Source organism: Frigoribacterium sp. Leaf44, assembly GCF_001421865.1.
Classification (GTDB): Bacteria; Actinomycetota; Actinomycetes; order Actinomycetales; family Microbacteriaceae; genus Frigoribacterium.
On the sequence record NZ_LMLG01000001.1, the window covers coordinates 524,709 to 540,808 of the forward strand.

Annotated in this window: 15 protein-coding genes; 7 read left to right on the top strand and 8 right to left on the bottom strand. The window is 70.1% G+C overall.

Features of this window, described 5'->3' with window-relative positions:
- The first annotated feature begins 16 nt into the window (after positions 1-16).
- Positions 17-1,006, top strand: coding sequence for a glycosyltransferase (locus ASE87_RS02450; protein ID WP_043594348.1), 990 nt, complete (start codon positions 17-19; stop codon positions 1,004-1,006).
- Positions 1,003-1,965 (top strand): NAD(P)-dependent oxidoreductase, encoded by a 963-nt coding sequence (locus tag ASE87_RS02455; RefSeq protein WP_056225669.1) that lies wholly within the window; start codon positions 1,003-1,005, stop codon positions 1,963-1,965. The genes ASE87_RS02450 and ASE87_RS02455 overlap by 4 nt, the downstream gene beginning before the upstream one ends.
- Positions 1,966-2,015: 50 nt before the next feature.
- On the opposite strand, the gene ASE87_RS02460 is transcribed toward ASE87_RS02455, so the two are convergent.
- The 5 genes from ASE87_RS02460 to ASE87_RS02480 all read right to left on the bottom strand — a co-directional run bounded on the left by ASE87_RS02460 (position 2,016) and on the right by ASE87_RS02480 (position 6,763).
- Positions 2,016-2,414, bottom strand: coding sequence for a GtrA family protein (locus tag ASE87_RS02460; RefSeq protein ID WP_043594346.1), 399 nt, complete (start codon positions 2,412-2,414; stop codon positions 2,016-2,018).
- On the bottom strand, positions 2,411-4,507 hold the full coding sequence (locus ASE87_RS02465) for a hypothetical protein (protein ID WP_157489649.1): 2,097 nt from the start codon (positions 4,505-4,507) through the stop codon (positions 2,411-2,413). The genes ASE87_RS02460 and ASE87_RS02465 overlap by 4 nt, the downstream gene beginning before the upstream one ends.
- Before the next feature lie 122 nt (positions 4,508-4,629).
- Positions 4,630-5,652 carry a glycosyltransferase family 2 protein gene (locus tag ASE87_RS02470; RefSeq protein WP_235472168.1) on the bottom strand — a complete coding sequence of 341 codons (1,023 nt, stop codon included), beginning with the start codon at positions 5,650-5,652 and terminating at the stop codon, positions 4,630-4,632.
- Positions 5,649-6,029, bottom strand: a complete 381-nt coding sequence (locus tag ASE87_RS02475) for a DUF2304 domain-containing protein (protein WP_043594342.1) — start codon at positions 6,027-6,029, stop codon at positions 5,649-5,651. The genes ASE87_RS02470 and ASE87_RS02475 overlap by 4 nt, the downstream gene beginning before the upstream one ends.
- Entirely contained in the window at positions 6,026-6,763 is a 738-nt protein-coding gene (locus ASE87_RS02480) for a glycosyltransferase family 2 protein (protein WP_043594340.1), read from the bottom strand. Before ASE87_RS02480 ends, ASE87_RS02475 begins: the two co-directional genes overlap by 4 nt.
- A 135-nt stretch (positions 6,764-6,898) precedes the next feature.
- On the opposite strand from ASE87_RS02480, the gene ASE87_RS02485 reads away from it, so the two are divergent.
- Together ASE87_RS02485 and ASE87_RS02490 are read left to right on the top strand one after the other, a co-directional pair.
- Positions 6,899-8,278, top strand: a complete 1,380-nt coding sequence (locus ASE87_RS02485; RefSeq protein WP_056225675.1) for a hypothetical protein — start codon at positions 6,899-6,901, stop codon at positions 8,276-8,278.
- 75 nt (positions 8,279-8,353) lie between these two features.
- Positions 8,354-9,139 (top strand): polyprenol monophosphomannose synthase, encoded by a 786-nt coding sequence (locus ASE87_RS02490; protein WP_056225677.1) that lies wholly within the window; start codon positions 8,354-8,356, stop codon positions 9,137-9,139.
- A 64-nt stretch (positions 9,140-9,203) separates the two neighbouring features.
- Here ASE87_RS02490 and ASE87_RS02495 read toward each other — a convergent pair whose 3' ends face one another.
- From ASE87_RS02495 to ASE87_RS02505, 3 genes are all read right to left on the bottom strand, one after another.
- On the bottom strand, positions 9,204-10,523 hold the full coding sequence (locus ASE87_RS02495) for a hypothetical protein (RefSeq protein WP_052505180.1): 1,320 nt from the start codon (positions 10,521-10,523) through the stop codon (positions 9,204-9,206).
- A complete protein-coding gene (locus ASE87_RS02500) occupies positions 10,520-11,839 on the bottom strand; it encodes an O-antigen ligase (protein ID WP_056225679.1) in 1,320 nt (439 codons plus the stop codon). Before ASE87_RS02500 ends, ASE87_RS02495 begins: the two co-directional genes overlap by 4 nt.
- A gap of 64 nt (positions 11,840-11,903) precedes the next feature.
- The gene (locus tag ASE87_RS02505; protein WP_056225683.1) at positions 11,904-13,100 is read right to left on the bottom strand and encodes an acyl-CoA dehydrogenase family protein; all 1,197 of its coding nucleotides are present in this window, start codon (positions 13,098-13,100) and stop codon (positions 11,904-11,906) included.
- 154 nt (positions 13,101-13,254) lie between these two features.
- Between ASE87_RS02505 and manA the strand changes: the two genes are divergently transcribed.
- The 3 genes from manA to ASE87_RS02520 all read left to right on the top strand — a co-directional run bounded on the left by manA (position 13,255) and on the right by ASE87_RS02520 (position 15,984).
- Positions 13,255-14,421: a mannose-6-phosphate isomerase, class I gene (manA, locus tag ASE87_RS02510; protein WP_056225686.1), complete on the top strand. Its 1,167-nt coding sequence runs from the start codon at positions 13,255-13,257 to the stop codon at positions 14,419-14,421.
- Between the two features lie 82 nt (positions 14,422-14,503).
- Positions 14,504-15,463, top strand: coding sequence for a UDP-glucose 4-epimerase GalE (gene galE / locus ASE87_RS02515; RefSeq protein WP_043594330.1), 960 nt, complete (start codon positions 14,504-14,506; stop codon positions 15,461-15,463).
- A gap of 185 nt (positions 15,464-15,648) precedes the next feature.
- Positions 15,649-15,984, top strand: coding sequence for a WhiB family transcriptional regulator (locus ASE87_RS02520; protein ID WP_167599050.1), 336 nt, complete (start codon positions 15,649-15,651; stop codon positions 15,982-15,984).
- Positions 15,985-16,100 lie beyond the last annotated feature (116 nt).

A 16,100-nucleotide genomic window follows, 5' to 3' on the forward strand; every position in this document is an offset into this window, starting at 1 on the left:
CATCCATCCTCACCGGATGTCTGTGGTGGTGCCCGTCTACCAGGGTCGCACCACACTCGGAGGGGTCCTCGACGAGCTCGCGCCTTTCTTCGACGTCCAGATCTCGGGCGGGGGCCACGCGTACGTCGTCGACGAGGTGCTCCTGGTCTTCGACAACGGTCCCGACGGGTCGGACGGAGAAATCCGACGACTCGCCGCGAAGTATCCTCAGGTCCGACCCGTCTGGCTGAGCCGCAACTACGGACAACACGCCGCGACACTTGCGGGCATGGCGTCGTCCGGCGGTGAATGGGTCGTGACCTTGGACGAAGACGGTCAGCACGATCCTGCGTTCATCCCGGACATGCTCGACACGGCGATGAGCCAGCAGGCCGCCCTCGTGTACTCGAGGGCCCGCAACGCCGCGCCCCACGGAGTGCTCCGCAACATGGCCTCGAAGCTCTCGAAGAGGGTCATCTCAGGCGTGTCGAGCGACCCGAACGTGACCGTCTACCAGAGCTATCGACTGGTTCTGGGGGACGTCGCGCGGGCAGTCTCGGCCTACGCGGGAACGGGTGTCTACCTCGACGTCGCACTCGGATGGATCACGGCACGCGTCGCCCAGTGCGACGTCGTGTTGCGGGAAGAGGGGGGCAGGCGCTCCGGGTACTCTCCTCGCAAGCTCCTGTCCCATTTCTGGCGCATGTTCCTCACCTCCGGTACCAAGGGGTTGAGACTCGTCAGCATCGTCGGCGCAGCCTTGGCCCTCGTCGGCGCCGTCTTCGCGGTCTTCGTCCTGATCGCGAGGCTCTTCGACCTCATCGTCGAGCCCGGATGGGCGTCCTTGATGATCGTCCTGCTCGTGGCGAGCGGGGCCGTGCTGTTCTTCCTCGGCATCGTGGCCGAGTACATCGGCGTCGCCGTGAACAGTGCCATGGGGCGCCCGGCATACGTCATCTTGAACGACATCGCCGCCGGGCCCCTCGGCCGACAAGCGGCATCCGACCGTCCGACCTCCGCACGGTGACCGTCGGGTCGAGCACGACGGCGACACAGGTCGGGAGTGTCGTCGTCGGAGCCCGAGGGTTGCTCGGATCGGCCGTCGTCAGAGCGATCCGGGCGAGCGAGCACTTCATGCTCGACGACGCACCGCGGGTCCGGTGGGGTTCTCCGGTCGCCGCCACGGAGGACCTCTCAGTGATCGCCTCGGCCCTGGCCGAGCGAAGCGGGCCGTGGGCGGTCTTCTGGTGCGCGGGTGCCGGGGTCAACGGCATGGACCGCGCAGCTGCCGACCAGGAGGTCGCGCAGTTCGAGGCATTCTTGTCGCGGCTCGCCGCTGTACCGCACAAAGGAGCCGGCGTCGTCTTCCTCGCGTCCTCGGCGGGCGGGGTCTTCGCCGGGTCGACCGGTGCACCCTTCTCGGACGCGTCACCAGCCGTTCCCCTCGGGGAGTACGGCCGGACGAAACTGCGACTCGAGGCGGCCCTCGACACGCTGGACGGGCACGGATCGATCACGTCGGTGGTCGGCCGGTTCTCGAACATCTACGGCCCCGGTCAAGATCTCGACAAGCAGCAGGGCCTGATCTCACACCTGTGCCGCAGTACCCTCCACCGGCGGCCGATGTCGATCTTCGTGCCTCTGGACACGCTCCGGGACTACGTCTTCGTGGACGACGCCGCTCGGATGGCCCTCGCCGTCGTCCGGGCGCACCGGTCGTCGTCGGCACGCTCCGGACTGCACGTTCTGGCGAGCGGGTCGGCGACCACCGTCGCCACCGTCATCACCAGCGTCGCCGCCGTCGCCGGGAGCAAGCCGTTGATCGTCCAGGGCGTTTCCCCCTTGACGTCGATGCAGACTCACGACCTGCGCCTCGTTCCGTCACCCGTCGCGCTCCGCGCATCTGAGGAGACCCCACTCGCCGTGGGGATCGGCGCGACATGGCGAGACATGTTCGCTCAGTTCGTCGGCGCACGGCGAGGGTGATCACGGGCGACCGTGACCAGTGCCTGACCGAGCCCCGGGGTTCTTCGTCGTCAGGCAACCGGGGCGCGGAAGACCCAGAACCGCTGGAGGACATAGCTGATTACCGCGCCGCTCACGAGGGCCATGCCCTCTTGCGCGATCAGCGGGAACCCCAATGCGCCTCCGACGCCGGCCAGAGCCGTGCTCACCGTGGCGCTCGGAACCTGGCTGATGGAGATCTTGATCAGACCTGTCCAGGTCAGAGGGCGTCGCCACACGAGCCGCGCCTGGGTCACGTAGCCGATCGGGATGCAGATGACCCAACCGACGAGGACGAGAAACCATCCCGGCGTTCCTCCCGCCATCGCGCCGAGACCGAGCACGACGCCGGCATGGAGCAGGCTGTTCCCCCCACCGACCAGGCCGAAGCGGAGAAGGGTGCGCAGGTGTTCGGATCGGGTCGGGGTCATGCTCTGTCCCCGGAGTCGACTCGGTCTGCGCCGAGGGGGCGCCGTCGACGGATGACCTCGACGCCGACCGCCATGGTGAGCAGCAGCCCGAGGCCGCCCCAGAACGCGACGAAGGATGCCGTCTGTCCCGGGATTCCGTAGTCGAGCGAGAGCGTCCAGTCGCCGGCCGGGACCTCGAGTCGCAGGCCGGCGTTGTCGGCCTCGCGGACCGGGAGGTCCTGGCAGTCCTTTCCCGCGTCGCTGGGGCAGAGGCTCGCCTTCCACCCTGGGTAGAAGGCCTCGTTCGCGACGAGGGTCGTGGTGTCCGACGTCGACACGCGGTACCGCAAGGACCCCGTCGAGTAGCCGTCCGGAGTCACCTCGACACCCGTTCCACACGATCCTGAGTCGGCACAAGCGTCCATCTGCCCGGTCGTGGGGAACCGAGAGTCGGACTCACGGATCAGCACGCCCGGGGCTGACCAGAAGGCGAGTGCCTCTCGGCGCTCGTCGCCGTCGAACAGGTCGTCGTTGATCTGCTCGAAGGGGCCGCTTCCCTTGAGGTTGACGTAGCCCATCACGGCGGCCTCGCCCGTGTAGAAACTGCGTCCCCAGGTGGTCGAGAGGGCTTCCGCGGGTTGTGCGACGTCGTCCGGTGCCAACCGCGCCGGCCTCTGAGCGGCGTCCGGGTCGATGGCCGGATACGAGGCCATGAGGTCGGAGACGCTCGACCCGAAGGACAGTTGTTCGACTGCTGCCCTGTCGGATGTCCAGGGCTGGGGGGTCGCGAGGGCAGCGGTGAGGCCTGATCCGGCAGCGACGGCGATCAGGACGACCCCGAGAGCACCGGCAGCGCGGGGCCGGAGCACGATTCCCCAGACGGCCACCACCGAGACGGCGAGGAACGTCAGTTGGGTGACGGATCCGAGCCGGTCGTAATCGCCCACGACGGCGACGACCGCGAAGACGACGCAGACGAGCACGCCGAGAGCCGCGGCGCCGAGCACACGCCGTTTCGGAAGGGTCGGCAGCGCACCATCCGGGCTGCCACGCTGCGTCAACCGGTCGATCACCGACACGGCGGCCAGCACGAGCCCGAGGAGCAGCAAGGGTTTGAAGTCCGACATGGTGAATCGGCTCAGCGACATGCCCGGCAGGGATCGAACCGCCTCGTGCCAGGGCCAGATCGGGAGGCCGAGAGCCGCTGCGGCGACGGCCAGCGCGATGAACGGCGTCGCACGACGTGTCAACACGACGACGAAGGGAAGGAGTGCGAACACCGGCGCCGCGAGGAAGAACGACCGCATCGTGATGTCGTTCAGCAGGGTGTCGTTCCCGTAGGGATACAAGAAGGCGCCCACCATGCGCAGCGGGAACGCGCTCGCGTCGTCGTTCGAGGGGGACCCCGCACCCCTGGTCAGGTACAGCGGGAGGAACCGGAGCAGGCACATGGCGCCGGCGCCCACGGCCGTGATCGCCAGGGGGACGAGGTAGTCCTTGAGTCGTGGACGACGGGTGAGCTGGGTGACGGCCACGTAGACGGCGCCCACGTACACCATGGCGACGAGTATGCCGGGGTAGGACGACAGGCACCCCTGCCAGAGGATGACGCCCGCCGCGATCCATCGCCACCACCGATCCCACCGCCACGAGCCACCGATGACCAGGATGATCCAGGGCATCCACGCGTAGGCCCGGTTGATGTCCAGGTGGGTGGCGTTGCTGTAGAAGCCGGCCGCGAAGAACCAGACGGTGAGGCCCAGCAGGGCCGGGACGAAGGACACCCGGAAGGAGCGCAGCAGGACGAACGCGCCCAGGGCTCCGAAGGCGACGTGGAGGGCCGAGAGGACGGCCGACGCGTGGATGGTCAGAGGGGTGACGGCCGTGAGGAGGCCCACGGGGAGATACCACGAGCTGTTCTGCGCGTCGAGCAGTGCCGGGTAGCCACCCCAGGCGTAGGGCATCCACTGGGGTGGCGAGAACAGGCCGCCGTCGCGCCACCAGGCCCAGGCCTCGGTGTTGTACTGGTTGTAGAAGTCCCATTGGGGAGCCGTGGCGCCCGAGAGCCAACCGGAGAACGTGACGAGTTCGAGGACGATCAGGAGGACCGCCACCGCCAGCCACCGGACCACACGAGGCGAGACCGGCAAGACGGGCCACGATCGACGTCGACCGGAACGGTCCGTGCCTCCCGTCGTGCTCGCGTTCGGTCCGAGGACCGTCGTGTCCGACCCGCTCATACGAGACGCCTGGCGACGGCCCAGTAGGCGCGCATGGCGCCTTGGAGTACACCGGCACCCCGCGGGAGGGGAAAGACCTGCTGGTCGAGGTTCGCCGTCAACAGGTGGAGCAGGTCGCGGTCGCCGACCCGACGCGTGGACTGGATGTGTGCCCGTCGAGCCCTGATCCAATCGGAGTTCTCGCGGAGCCAGGTGTGGGCTCGGCGCTTCTCGGCCGACCAACCCTGCGCTCGGGCCACGACGGACATCGCGACGTCGAGCGCCGTCACCGGAATCCACGTCGCGGCTCGAAGGCGACGACCGTAGGCCGTCCGAAGGAAGACCTGGCGGTTCTTCTCGAGCAGGTACATCTTGAGGGCGTTGCGGCTGAACTCGTAGTGGTGCACGACCACGGCGTCGGGGACGTAGACCACGCGCAGTCCTGCCTGCCAGGTCCGCCAGCTCAGGTCGACGTCCTCGTGGTAGGCGAAGTACTCGTCGGCGAAGCCCCCGAGTTGCTGCCAGAGGTCACGCGACAACACGAGACCGGCCCCGGAGGCCGAGGCGACGTCCGCCTCGACGGCGTGGGACGACGCGGGCTCTCCCAGGCCTCCCGCCCAGCTCAGGCCGACGACGTGCAGGGGGTTGCCGGCACTGTTCATGGTGGAAGGGTCGCTCGCAAGGCGGATGCTGCCGCTGGCGATGCCGACCCCGGGGCGTGACGCGACGGTCACGAGTCGCGCGAGGGCGTCTGGTGCCACTTCGGCGTCGCTGTTCACGAGGGCCAGCCAGTCGCCACGGGCCGACCGCGCACCATGGTTCACCCCTCCGGCGAAACCGAGGTTCTCTTCGGGGGTCACCACGAGGAGGCGCGGGTCGCCCGGCAGCGTCCGGACGGCGTCCGAGGTGCATCCGTTGTCGACCAGGACCAGATCGACGTCGACGCCGACCGAGGCGAGCACCGCCTCCACGGCGGAGCCGAGGAAGGCCTCGTCGCCGAAGGCCAGCATGACGACGGAGACGCGCGGGGAGACGCTCACGCGTCGACGTCCCGGATCGGTGCCTGCGTCGACGCCTCGAGTCGTGCCAGACGTTCGTCGTGCAGCGCGACGTTCTCGGCGAGGGTGCGCGTCTTCTCCTCGAGGACGGTGAGTTCTGCGCTGCTCTGAACCGACACGAGGAAGAGGATGATCGTGCTGAGGAAGAAGCCGAGGTTGGTCGGCGCCGTGATGCCGAGGGCGGTGGCCGTTCCGGTCAGGATGCCCGGGAAGACGGCGACGACCAGGGCCAGGACCCCGGCGAAGATCCACCAGAGAGCGTGCCGCTCGCGCACCCGTCGCCGTCGGAGCATCTCGAAGACGATGACGAGGACGAGGATCGCGGAGACGATGCCGAAGACGTAGGTGGTGACGCTCATGCGGTGGGTGCCTCGATGCTCAGGGCCAAGGGCGGACGCCACAACGCGATGACGAGGGCGAGGGCGGCACGGCCGAGGTAGACGGCCGCCTTGGCGGGGTTGTGGGACGGGGTGCCGCCCGCCCGCGGACGCATGGACACGGGGACCTGCGTGATCGTGCACCCCGCCCGTGCCGCGAGGACGAGCGACTCGACGGTGTCGCCCAGGTACTCGGCGGGGTAGTGCTGGGCGAAGATCGCGATGGCTCGCGGTCCTGCGCCTCGGAAGCCCGACGTCGTGTCGGTCAGGGGAGTGCGGGCGATGCGGCCGATCACCGACGCCAGGACGACCATCGCCCACCTGCGGGGCCCCTTGACCTCGTAGTCGCCCTCGCCGGCGAATCGTGCACCGATGGCGACGTCGACGGTCTCGAGGGCTGCGAGGATCGACGGGACTCCGGACGGATCGTGCTGACCGTCGGAGTCGACCTGGACGACGTAGCGGTACCCGTGCTGCTGGGCGTACTTGAAGCCGGTGCGCATCGCGCCGCCGACCCCGAGGTTGAACGGCAGGTCGAGCACGATGGCGCCGGCCGACCGCGCCCGGAGGACGGTCTCGTCGCGTGAGCCGTCGTTGACGACGAGCACGGCCACGCCGGGGAGTTTCTCGAACACCTCGGCCACCACCGAGGCCACGACGGCCTCCTCGTTGTACGCGGGCATGACGATGAGAGTCTGCGCCAGGGCCGATGACATGGACTCGATGATAGCAATGCCCCCGCCTGCAGCCGGGGACGCCAGGGTTCGGGCGTCGCGTTCTGCGGTCTAGAGTCGTCGGGACGGTCGACCAGAGCCCACCAGACGCCAGTTCGTCGCAATCGGAAGCGCCGCATGACGATCCCCGTGCCTGACGCCGCGAGCTACCCCGGTGAGTCTCTCGACGATGACGCGGCCCCGAACGTCCCGGCGAGGACGGCGTGGCTCGATCGGACCGTCGCGGCGTGCCTCGTCGTCGTCACCGTGGTCCTCGGCTGGAACAGGTTGACGCCCCTCGTCAGGCGGACGGCATGGGCCGAGGACGCCGGGCTCTTCCTCGTCCAGCGCCTGGATCGGGGACCCTTCGCCACGCTCCTCTTGCCTTACGACGGATATCTCCACCTCGTTCCGCGGATCGTCGTGGACCTCGTCGTGGCCGTCGCGACCGACGAGGACCAGTTCGCGCTCGGCATGACGATCGCGAGCCTCACCGTCGTCGGTCTCGTCGCTGCTCTGGTCTTCCTCTTCAGCGCGTCCTTCGTCACGAGCAGGGTCATGCGGGCTGCCCTCGCACTCGTTCCCGTGCTGGCGCCGATGGCTGCCCTCGAGGCCCTGGGCAACGCGGCCAACCTGCACTGGTTCCTCCTCTACCTGCTGCCGTTCGCAGTCATCTGGAGGCCGCGTCGGATGCCCGGGCACGTCGTCCAGGTGATCGTGATCGTCGTCGTCGTGCTGAGCGAGGTGCAGTCGGTCATCTTCCTGCCGCTGGTGCTCCTCGTGGTGCTCCGGCGCGTGACCCGATCGGGAGCCGCTGCCCTCGTCCTGGCGTGCGTCGCCCAACTCGCCTCCGTCGTGGCGAGTCCACGCGTCCGCGGGGACGCACCCCTCCCCGAAGTCGTCAACGCGGCCTTCGGCTTCGTCGCGGAGCCCGTGATGGGTTCCTGGGTCTCACCGGGACGCGCCGCCGACCTCCTGACCGGGCCGCACGGGGTAGCGGTGGCCCTCGCCGCCACGGCCCCGTTCGTCATCGCCCTGGGTGCCGGTCTCGCGCGTCGGGGAGGCGCCCGGAACCTCCTGATCGCCGTGCTCGTGTACGGCGTCGTGGCGGTCTGGGTGACCGATGTCTACGCGAACCCGACCGTGACGATCGATTTCGTCAGTCGAGGCATGGGGCTGACCCGCGACATGGGGTACGTACGCTATGCCCTGGTGCCGTCGATGTTCCTCATCGCGCTGCTCGCGACGGGCATCGACCGACTCGCGGCGTCGAGATACCTCGTCTCCCGAGGCGGAGCGGTGCTCCTGGTGGTGCTCTTGGTCGTGGCTCTGACGCGACAGTTCGAGCCCTATTCCTACACTCGCATCTCGGGACCCGACTGGGCCGCCTCGGTGGCGACGGCCAGGGTGGCCTGCGAGGCGAACCCGGAAGGGGTCGTGCGCGTCGCCTCGGCACCGGCCGGGTGGGGCCTCGACGTCGCCTGTTCCGACCTCGACGGCGACGGCTTCGGCCGGTAGCCGCATCATCACGGTCGTCGCCGGAACGGTCTCCGTGCCGTCTAGGCTGAACGCGTTGTCACCAGAAAGGCAAGAATGAGTCACCACTCCGGCGCCGGCGCCCTCGTCGTCCTCCCCACCTACGACGAGGTCGAGAACCTCCCGATCATCCTGGGTCGACTCTTCGCCGCCGTTCCCGAGGTCCACGTCCTCGTGGTCGACGACGGCAGCCCGGACGGCACCGGCGAGCTCGCCGAGACGATGGCCGCGGACGACGAGCGCATCCACGTGGCACACCGCACCGGCAAGCTCGGGCTCGGCTCCGCCTACGTCATGGGCTTCGGCTGGGGCCTCGAGCGCGATTACGACGTCGTCATCGAGATGGACGCCGACGGTTCGCACCCGCCCGAGAAGCTGCCCGAGATGATCTCGCTCGTCAGCGCGGCCGGTACGTCCGCCCCGAGCCTCGCGATCGGCTCGCGGTGGATCCCGGGTGGTTCGGTCGTCAACTGGCCGGTCTCCCGCCAGGTCCTCAGCCGCGGCGGCAACCTCTACGCGCGTCTCGCCCTCGGACTCCAGCTCAAGGACGTCACGGCCGGGTTCCGCGCCTACACCCGCCAGGCCCTCGAGGCGATGGACCTCACCGGCATCGACTCGAAGGGCTACTGCTTCCAGGTCGACATGACGCTCCGCGTCCTCGACGCCGGCGGCCGGGTCGTCGAGGTACCCATCGAGTTCCGCGAACGCGAGCTCGGCGAGTCCAAGATGAGCCAGGCCATCGTCGTCGAGGCCATGCTCCGGGTGACGAAGTGGGGTGTCCAGCGCCGCCTGCAGACCCTGCTGGGCAAGCGCCCCGGGCCCCGCTGGGTCGTCGAGGACTGACCCCGACCGGGGCACCGGAGCCGTTCGCGGTCGGCGTCGGGGTGACCGACCCGACCCGCGCCTCCTACCGGCCGGCCGCCTGCGGCAGCCGTGAGCGCCAGGACCGCTTGCGGGCCGCGATCGTCGCGATGGCGACGAAGGTCATGAGGGTGCCCTCGAAGAGCACGAAGCTCTCGGCGACGGCCGTCACCCCGATCAGCACCAGCACGAGAGCCGGCCAGACGTAGGCCACGATCGGGTGGCCCGAGGCCGTGATCCAGCTGCGCACGAACGCGAGGGTGCCGGCCACGACGAGCAGCAGGCCCCCGACGAGGCCCAGTTGCAACCAGATGTCGAAGAACGCGTTCAGGCCGGTCTCGTGTGGCCGGCCGTTCGGGGCGATGATCGTCGAGTAGGGGAAGATCTCGGTCGGCCACTGCCCGACGAAGCCCCAGCCGACGATGTCGTGTACCGCGGCCAGTTCGCGGATGCGAGCCCAGAGCAGTGACCGGACCGACAGGTCGTTCGTGGCGTCGACGGCATCGAGGAGGCGCGAGCGGCCCGCATAGGCCAGCGCGCCCCCCAGCACCACGATCACCGCGAAGACCGACTGCATGAGCGACCGTCTCGACTCGGGGGCCCGCCGCAGCGCGTCGAGCGCCACGCCCGCCACGACGAGGACGATGACCGCGATCGCCGTCGCGGGGGAGCGGGCGAAGCCGAGCGCCGTGAGGGCGAGCACGCCCGAGGCCACGGCCTGACGTCGCGGGACGGACCGGGTGAGGAACTCGACGGCGAAGGTGATGACGGCGAGCGTCGCTAGGAACCCCAGGTAGTTGCGGGTGCCCGAGATGCCCTGGATGGGCCCGCCCGCGGCGAGGTTGCCCTGGATGCCCAGGAACGCGATCGGCTGGTCGATGAGCAGCCCGCTCAGCACCTCGAGGGAGAGTGAGACGACGAGCAGGATGCGCAGCGCGTCGCCGAAGGCCCGCACGACCTGGACCAGGTCGCGTCCCAGGGCGAGGTAGAGCCCCAGGGCGCCGAACCCGACGGCGTAGGCGACTCCGCCGACGGTGACCCAGGTGTAGTCGCTCCAGAAGACGCTGAGGCCCATGAACCCGAAGAGGGCGATCAGTGACACGGGCAGGATGCCGTGCCACTCGATGTGGTGCCGACCGCCGACGAGGGAGAGGGCCGCGAGGACGACGAGGGTGCCGAGGACGGCCAGCGAGCCCGGCCACCCCATCAAGGCCCGGACCGTCTGGGTCGAGAACGCGTAGAGCACGATGGCGACCGAGAGGGCCTGCGAGAAGTGCCCGCCGGCCGAGAAACCGATCCAGGCCGAGAGGTACCGGCGCAGGGGATCGCGGCTGTGGTCGAACCCGTGGCCGTGGCCGGAGGTCACCGGTCGTGGCCCGTCCAGCCGAAGGGATCGCGGCGCGTCACGAGCACGACGACCACGAACGTGGCCCAGCCCCACTCGACGATCAGCCGGGACTCGGTCACGCCGTGGACGAGCAGAGCCGTCACGAGCAGCAGCGGCAGGAGGTCGAGGGCCGACCACGGGGCCGCGACCTCGCGCGAGAGCATGCGCCGGTCGACGGCCCACCACCACGATCTCAGGACGACGCCGACGATCGTGAGCCCGAACAACGCGAGGCCGATCCAGCCCAGCTGGAACCAGACGTCGAGGTACGCGTCGTGCGCCTGCAGGTACACGACGCCGTTGCGCTCGGCGAGGTCGCTGAACGGTTCGACGAACGGGAACCAGTAGCTGACCCAACCCCAGCCCACGACGGGGTGTTGGACGCCGAGGTCGTAGACGGCCGACCAGATGTCGGTGCGGCCCGTCAGGTCGCCGCTCTTGCCGAGCACCGCGAGGAGGGGGCCGCGGGCGAACACGGCGACGGCGACACCCACGACGACGACGAACGCTGCCGCACCGAAGACGGGGGCGCGGCGACCGGGCTCGCGACGGCGGGTCGCCAGCACCAGCAGCAGGACGAGGCCGACGGCGACCGCGACCACCGCGACCGTCGCCGACCGGGTCAGCGCGAGCGCCAGCAGCGCGGCGGCGAGCCCGACGACCGTCGAGCCGCGGGTGATCGACCGGTCCGCCGCCTGGACGGCCGTGACGATGAGGGCGAGCAAGGCGATGATCGCCAGGATGTTGCTGTTGCCCTGCAGTCCCTGGATGCGTCCGCCCTCGAACAACACGTCGCGCGACCAGAACCACGCCGCCGGCCGCCCCGTGCAGTCCAGGTAGACCGGGCAGACCGGCTGCCGGACGAACAGCCCGACGACGACCTCGAACAGCAGGGAGGCCACGACGTGGATGCGTAGCGCTCGTCCGAGAGCGGCCACGATGGCCGGCCACGGGGCGACGACGGTGATCGCCAGGGCGCCCACGCTCGTCATCAACGTGAGGACGATGCCGATCGCCGACCCGGCCGGGTACTGGGACCACGCGATCGAGGCGACGGCGAAGACCAGGAAGAGGACGAGGAGGCGCGGGAGGGTCCGCACCCGAGGTGGGTGCCGCACGACGAGGACGACCGCCGCGACCACCATCGCGACGCAGGTCGCCCCCCAGCCCCACCAGCCGGTGCCGTTGCGCAGGACGTCGCCGCCGAAGAGCACGAGGAACGCGAGCGTCGCGAACGTCGTGGCTCCGCGTGCCGGCGCCGTTCGGGCGGGGCGCGCGGGCAGCGTCGAGGTCATGGGCACCAGGCTAGACGACGGGGGAGGCGCGGCGGGGCGACCGGGGGCCACCCCGCCCGTCGGATCAGACGAAGGCTGCCTGGCCAGTGATGCTGCGGCCCACGATGAGGGTGTTCATCTCGCGGGTGCCCTCGTAGCTGTAGAGCGCCTCGGCGTCGGCGAAGAACCGGGCCACGTCGTAGTCCAGCACGATGCCGTTCCCGCCCATGACCTCGCGGGCGTACCCGACCGTCTCGCGCATGCGCGCCGTGGTGAATGCCTTGGCGAGCGAGGCGTGCTCGTCGCGCTGGGTGCCCTCGTCGAGCATCTGAGAGCAGCGCACCACCATGCCGATCGACGCGGTGATGTTGCCGATGCACTTGACCAGCAGGTCCTGGATCAGCTGGTGCTTGGCGATCGGCTTGCCGAACTGCACGCGCTCGTTGGCGTACGCCAGGGCGGCCTCGTACGCGCCGATGGAGTTGCCAACGGCCGCCCAGGCGACCTCGGCCCGGGTGAGGCGCAGCACGGCCGCCGTGCTGCGGAACGAGTCGGCCTGCTGAAGCCGGTTGCGCTCGGGCACGCGGACGTCCTCGAGGGTGATGTCGGCGTTCTGGACGATGCGGAGGCTCTGCTTGTCCTCGATCTTGGTCGCCGTGTAGCCCGCGGTGTCGGTGGGGACGATGAAGCCCTTGACCTGGCCGTCCTCGGCGCTCTTGGCCCAGATGATCGTGATGTCGCTGAACGTGGCGTTGCCGATCCACCGCTTGGAGCCGTTCAGCACCCAGTCGTCGCCGTCACGCGTGGCGATCGTGCGGAGGCCCTGGGCCGAGTCGGACCCCGACAACGGCTCGGTCAGGCCGAAGGCGCCCACCAGGTCGCCGCTCGCCATGCGGGGCAGCCACTCGGCACGCTGCTCGGGCGAACCACCGACGCCGATCGAGCCCATGGCGAGGCCGTTCTGCACGCCGACGAAGGTCGCGACGGACGCGTCGACACGGGCGAGCTCGAGGGCGACCCAGCCGCGGAAGACGGCGGAGTTCTCGAACGGGCGCGTCTCTTCCCACGGCATGCCGAACAGGCCGAGGCCGGCGAGGCCCTTGACGATCTCGTGCGGGAAGGTCGCGTCCGCCCAGTGGCGGTTCACGCCAGGCTTGACCTCGGTCTCGAGGTAGTGGCGCAGGTCGGCCAGCACACCCTTCTCGCGGTCGGAGAGCAGGTCTTCGTAGCCGTAGAAGTCGCTGACGAGAGAGGTGAACGAGGTGAGGGTCGCTGATGACATCCGTGCTCCATTGCTTCGTGTCGGGACGACAGGAGCCTAGGCAGCGCTCCGGCCGTGACCAAGGGATTGGTAGCTTTGGTCAACGCCCCGGCGTCGTCGACCGTACGGCTTTGTAGGGGGCGACCAAGCACGACCTCGACAAGCAGGTAAAGCCATGTTCCTCGCCATCACCAACACGCCCCGCGACTACGCCTGGGGTTCGACGACGGCCATCGCCGACCTGCTCGGTCGTCGACCGAGCGGCCGCCCCGAGGCCGAGCTCTGGCTGGGCGCGCACCCGGGTTCGCCGAGCGTCGTGGTGGCCCCGGCGGTGGTGGGCGGTGCCGACACCCTCGCCGACTGGTTCGCCGCGGAGCCGGGCCGGGCCCTCGGTCGCGACCGGGACCACCTGCCGTTCCTGCTCAAGCTGCTCGCGGCCGACGGACCGCTGTCGATCCAGGCGCACCCGACCCCCGAGCAGGCCCGCGAGGGGTTCGCTCGCGAGGACGCCGCCGGCGTCCCGCTCGACGCCCCCGAGCGCAACTACAAGGACTCCTCCGCCAAGCCCGAGATCATCGTGGCCCTGAGCGACACCTTCGACGCCCTCTGCGGGTTCCGCGAGCCGACCGAGACCCTGGCCGACGTCGACCTGCTCGACGACGGCTCGGGGCGCCTCGACCGGCTCCGTCACCACCTGGGCGAGTCCCTCCGCTCGACCCTCGCGTTCCTCTTCCGGGCCGACGACGAGTCGGCCGCGACCATCGCCGCGGTCAGCGAGCTCGCCGCCGCCCACCGGGCCGAGGGCGCCAGCGTCGCGACGGTCGTCGACCTGGCCGAGCGCTACCCGGGCGACCCCGGCGTCGTGCTCTCGCTGTTGCTCAACCGGGTGACGCTGCGGGCCGGCGAGGCCCTGTTCCTGCCCGCCGGCAACGTGCACGCCTACCTGGGTGGCTTCGGCGTCGAGCTCATGGCCCCGTCCGACAACGTTCTGCGTGGCGGGTTGACGCCGAAGCACGTCGACGTACCCGAACTGCTGAAGGTCCTCGACTTCGAACCCCTGCCGGTGCCTCGCCTCGAGCCCGTCCCGGTCGCCCGTGGGGTCGAGCGCTTCGCCCCCGGCGGCACGGCCTTCGCCCTGTTGCGGGTCGACGCCTCGGGACCCGGGGCCGTCGTCGAGATCGGCGGGCCGAGCATCGTCCTGGTCACGGACGGCGAGGTCCACGTCAAGGGGCAGGACGGCACCATCCGGCTCGGCCGTGGTGAGTCCGCGTTCGTGACGCCCGACGAGGTCCGGCTCGCGATGACCGGCGACGGGACCGCGTACGTGGCCATGCCGGCCTGAGTCGGGGGCGGGGCCGCCGACCGCCCCGCGCGGCCCGTGCCGGGCGGGCCACCACCCGTCGGGCACCCGGTAGGTTGGCCCCATGTCATGGTTGGTCACCGGCGGTGCCGGGTACATCGGTTCTCACGTCGTCCGCGAGTTCACGGGGGCGGGCATCGACGCGGTGGTGCTCGACGACCTCTCGTCAGGCCTCGAGGGGTTCGTGCCCGCCGGCGTTCCGTTCGTCCGGGGCTCGATCCTCGACCGCGAGCTGATCGAGCAGACCATCGACCGTCACGGCGTCACGGGCGTCGTCCACGTCGCGGGATACAAGTACGCCGGGGTCTCGGTCCAGCGTCCGCTGCACACCTACGACCAGAACGTCACCGGGACGGCCCGCCTCCTCGAGGCCATGTCGAGCCGCGGCGTCGACCGCATCGTGTTCTCGTCGAGCGCTGCCGTCTACGGCACGCCGCCGACCGAACTCGTCACCGAGGACACGCCCAAGGCACCCGCGTCCCCGTACGGCGAGAGCAAGCTGATCGGCGAGTGGCTGCTGCGCGACCAGGCCGTCGCCGAGGGGCTGCGCCACACGAGCCTGCGCTACTTCAACGTCGTGGGCTCGGGCCGACCCGACCTCTGGGACGCCAGCCCGCACAACCTCTTCCCGCTCGTGTTCGCGGCTCTCGCCGAGGGACGCGTCCCGCGGATCAACGGCGACGACTACGACACCCCCGACGGCACCTGCGTCCGGGACTACGTCCACGTCGCCGACCTGGCGGTCTCGCACGTCGCCGCAGCTCGGCGACTGGACGCCGGCGCGCCCGTCGAGCCCGCCTACAACCTCGGTTCGGGCGGGGGAGTCTCCGTCGCCGAGATCATGGCCGCGATGCGCGAGGGCACCGGCATCGACTTCACCCCCGAGATCGCTCCGCGTCGCCCCGGCGACCCCGACCGCATCGTCGCGGACGGCAGCCTGGCCGCGCGCGACCTCGACTGGGAGATGCGGCACACGCTGCTCGAGATGGTCACGAGCGCCTGGCAGGCCGCGCCTCGCGGCTGACGCACGACTCCGCGCACGACATCACCCGTTCCTGCCGAAACGTCCCCCGACACGCCGGGGCCCCCTTGCCCCTGATCGGGGGGTGGAGGGTTTATTGGCCCTCGACTTGACGGATGGGTAATGACACCGGTGTAATTACCTTGTCGCGTACATTCACGGGCGATCGACACGAGGGGAGATGCGCTGTGGGCATCCACGAGAACCGCGCCGGCGTCCCGGACGACTGGCACGTCGACCCGATCCAGCTGGGCGTCCCCGGCGTCGGATCGTCGGCGTCGCGAACCACCGTCGCCGACGACGAGAACCAGCTGGCCTGGCAGGCGGACTCGCTCTGCGCCCAGACCGACCCCGAGGCCTTCTTCCCCGAGAAGGGCGGCTCCACGCGGGACGCCAAGAAGATCTGCGCCTCCTGCGACGTCCGGGCCCAGTGCCTCGAGTACGCCCTGCAGAACGACGAGCGATTCGGCATCTGGGGCGGGCTGTCCGAGCGCGAGCGTCGCAAGCTCCGCAAGCGGGCCTGACCCGCGCCTCCTCGGCTCTCGACGGCATCGACCCCTCCGGGTCGGTGCCGTTCCGTCGTCCCGGGCCGGGGTCGAGAGGACCAGGAGGCGCGGGTCGCCACGTCTCGCTCGTCGCG

What these genes read in the sequence shown, in the direction of transcription:
- galE (WP_043594330.1), top strand. Translation starts at nt 14,504, where the DNA reads ATGTCATGGTTGGTCACCGGCGGTGCCGGGTACATCGGTTCTCACGTC.
- ASE87_RS02490 (WP_056225677.1), top strand. Translation starts at nt 8,354, where the DNA reads ATGAGTCACCACTCCGGCGCCGGCGCCCTCGTCGTCCTCCCCACCTAC.
- ASE87_RS02500 (WP_056225679.1), bottom strand. Translation starts at nt 11,839, where the DNA reads ATGACCTCGACGCTGCCCGCGCGCCCCGCCCGAACGGCGCCGGCACGC.
- ASE87_RS02505 (WP_056225683.1), bottom strand. Translation starts at nt 13,100, where the DNA reads ATGTCATCAGCGACCCTCACCTCGTTCACCTCTCTCGTCAGCGACTTC.
- ASE87_RS02450 (WP_043594348.1), top strand. Translation starts at nt 17, where the DNA reads ATGTCTGTGGTGGTGCCCGTCTACCAGGGTCGCACCACACTCGGAGGG.
- ASE87_RS02480 (WP_043594340.1), bottom strand. Translation starts at nt 6,763, where the DNA reads ATGTCATCGGCCCTGGCGCAGACTCTCATCGTCATGCCCGCGTACAAC.
- manA (WP_056225686.1), top strand. Translation starts at nt 13,255, where the DNA reads ATGTTCCTCGCCATCACCAACACGCCCCGCGACTACGCCTGGGGTTCG.
- ASE87_RS02460 (WP_043594346.1), bottom strand. Translation starts at nt 2,414, where the DNA reads ATGACCCCGACCCGATCCGAACACCTGCGCACCCTTCTCCGCTTCGGC.
- ASE87_RS02485 (WP_056225675.1), top strand. Translation starts at nt 6,899, where the DNA reads ATGACGATCCCCGTGCCTGACGCCGCGAGCTACCCCGGTGAGTCTCTC.
- ASE87_RS02475 (WP_043594342.1), bottom strand. Translation starts at nt 6,029, where the DNA reads ATGAGCGTCACCACCTACGTCTTCGGCATCGTCTCCGCGATCCTCGTC.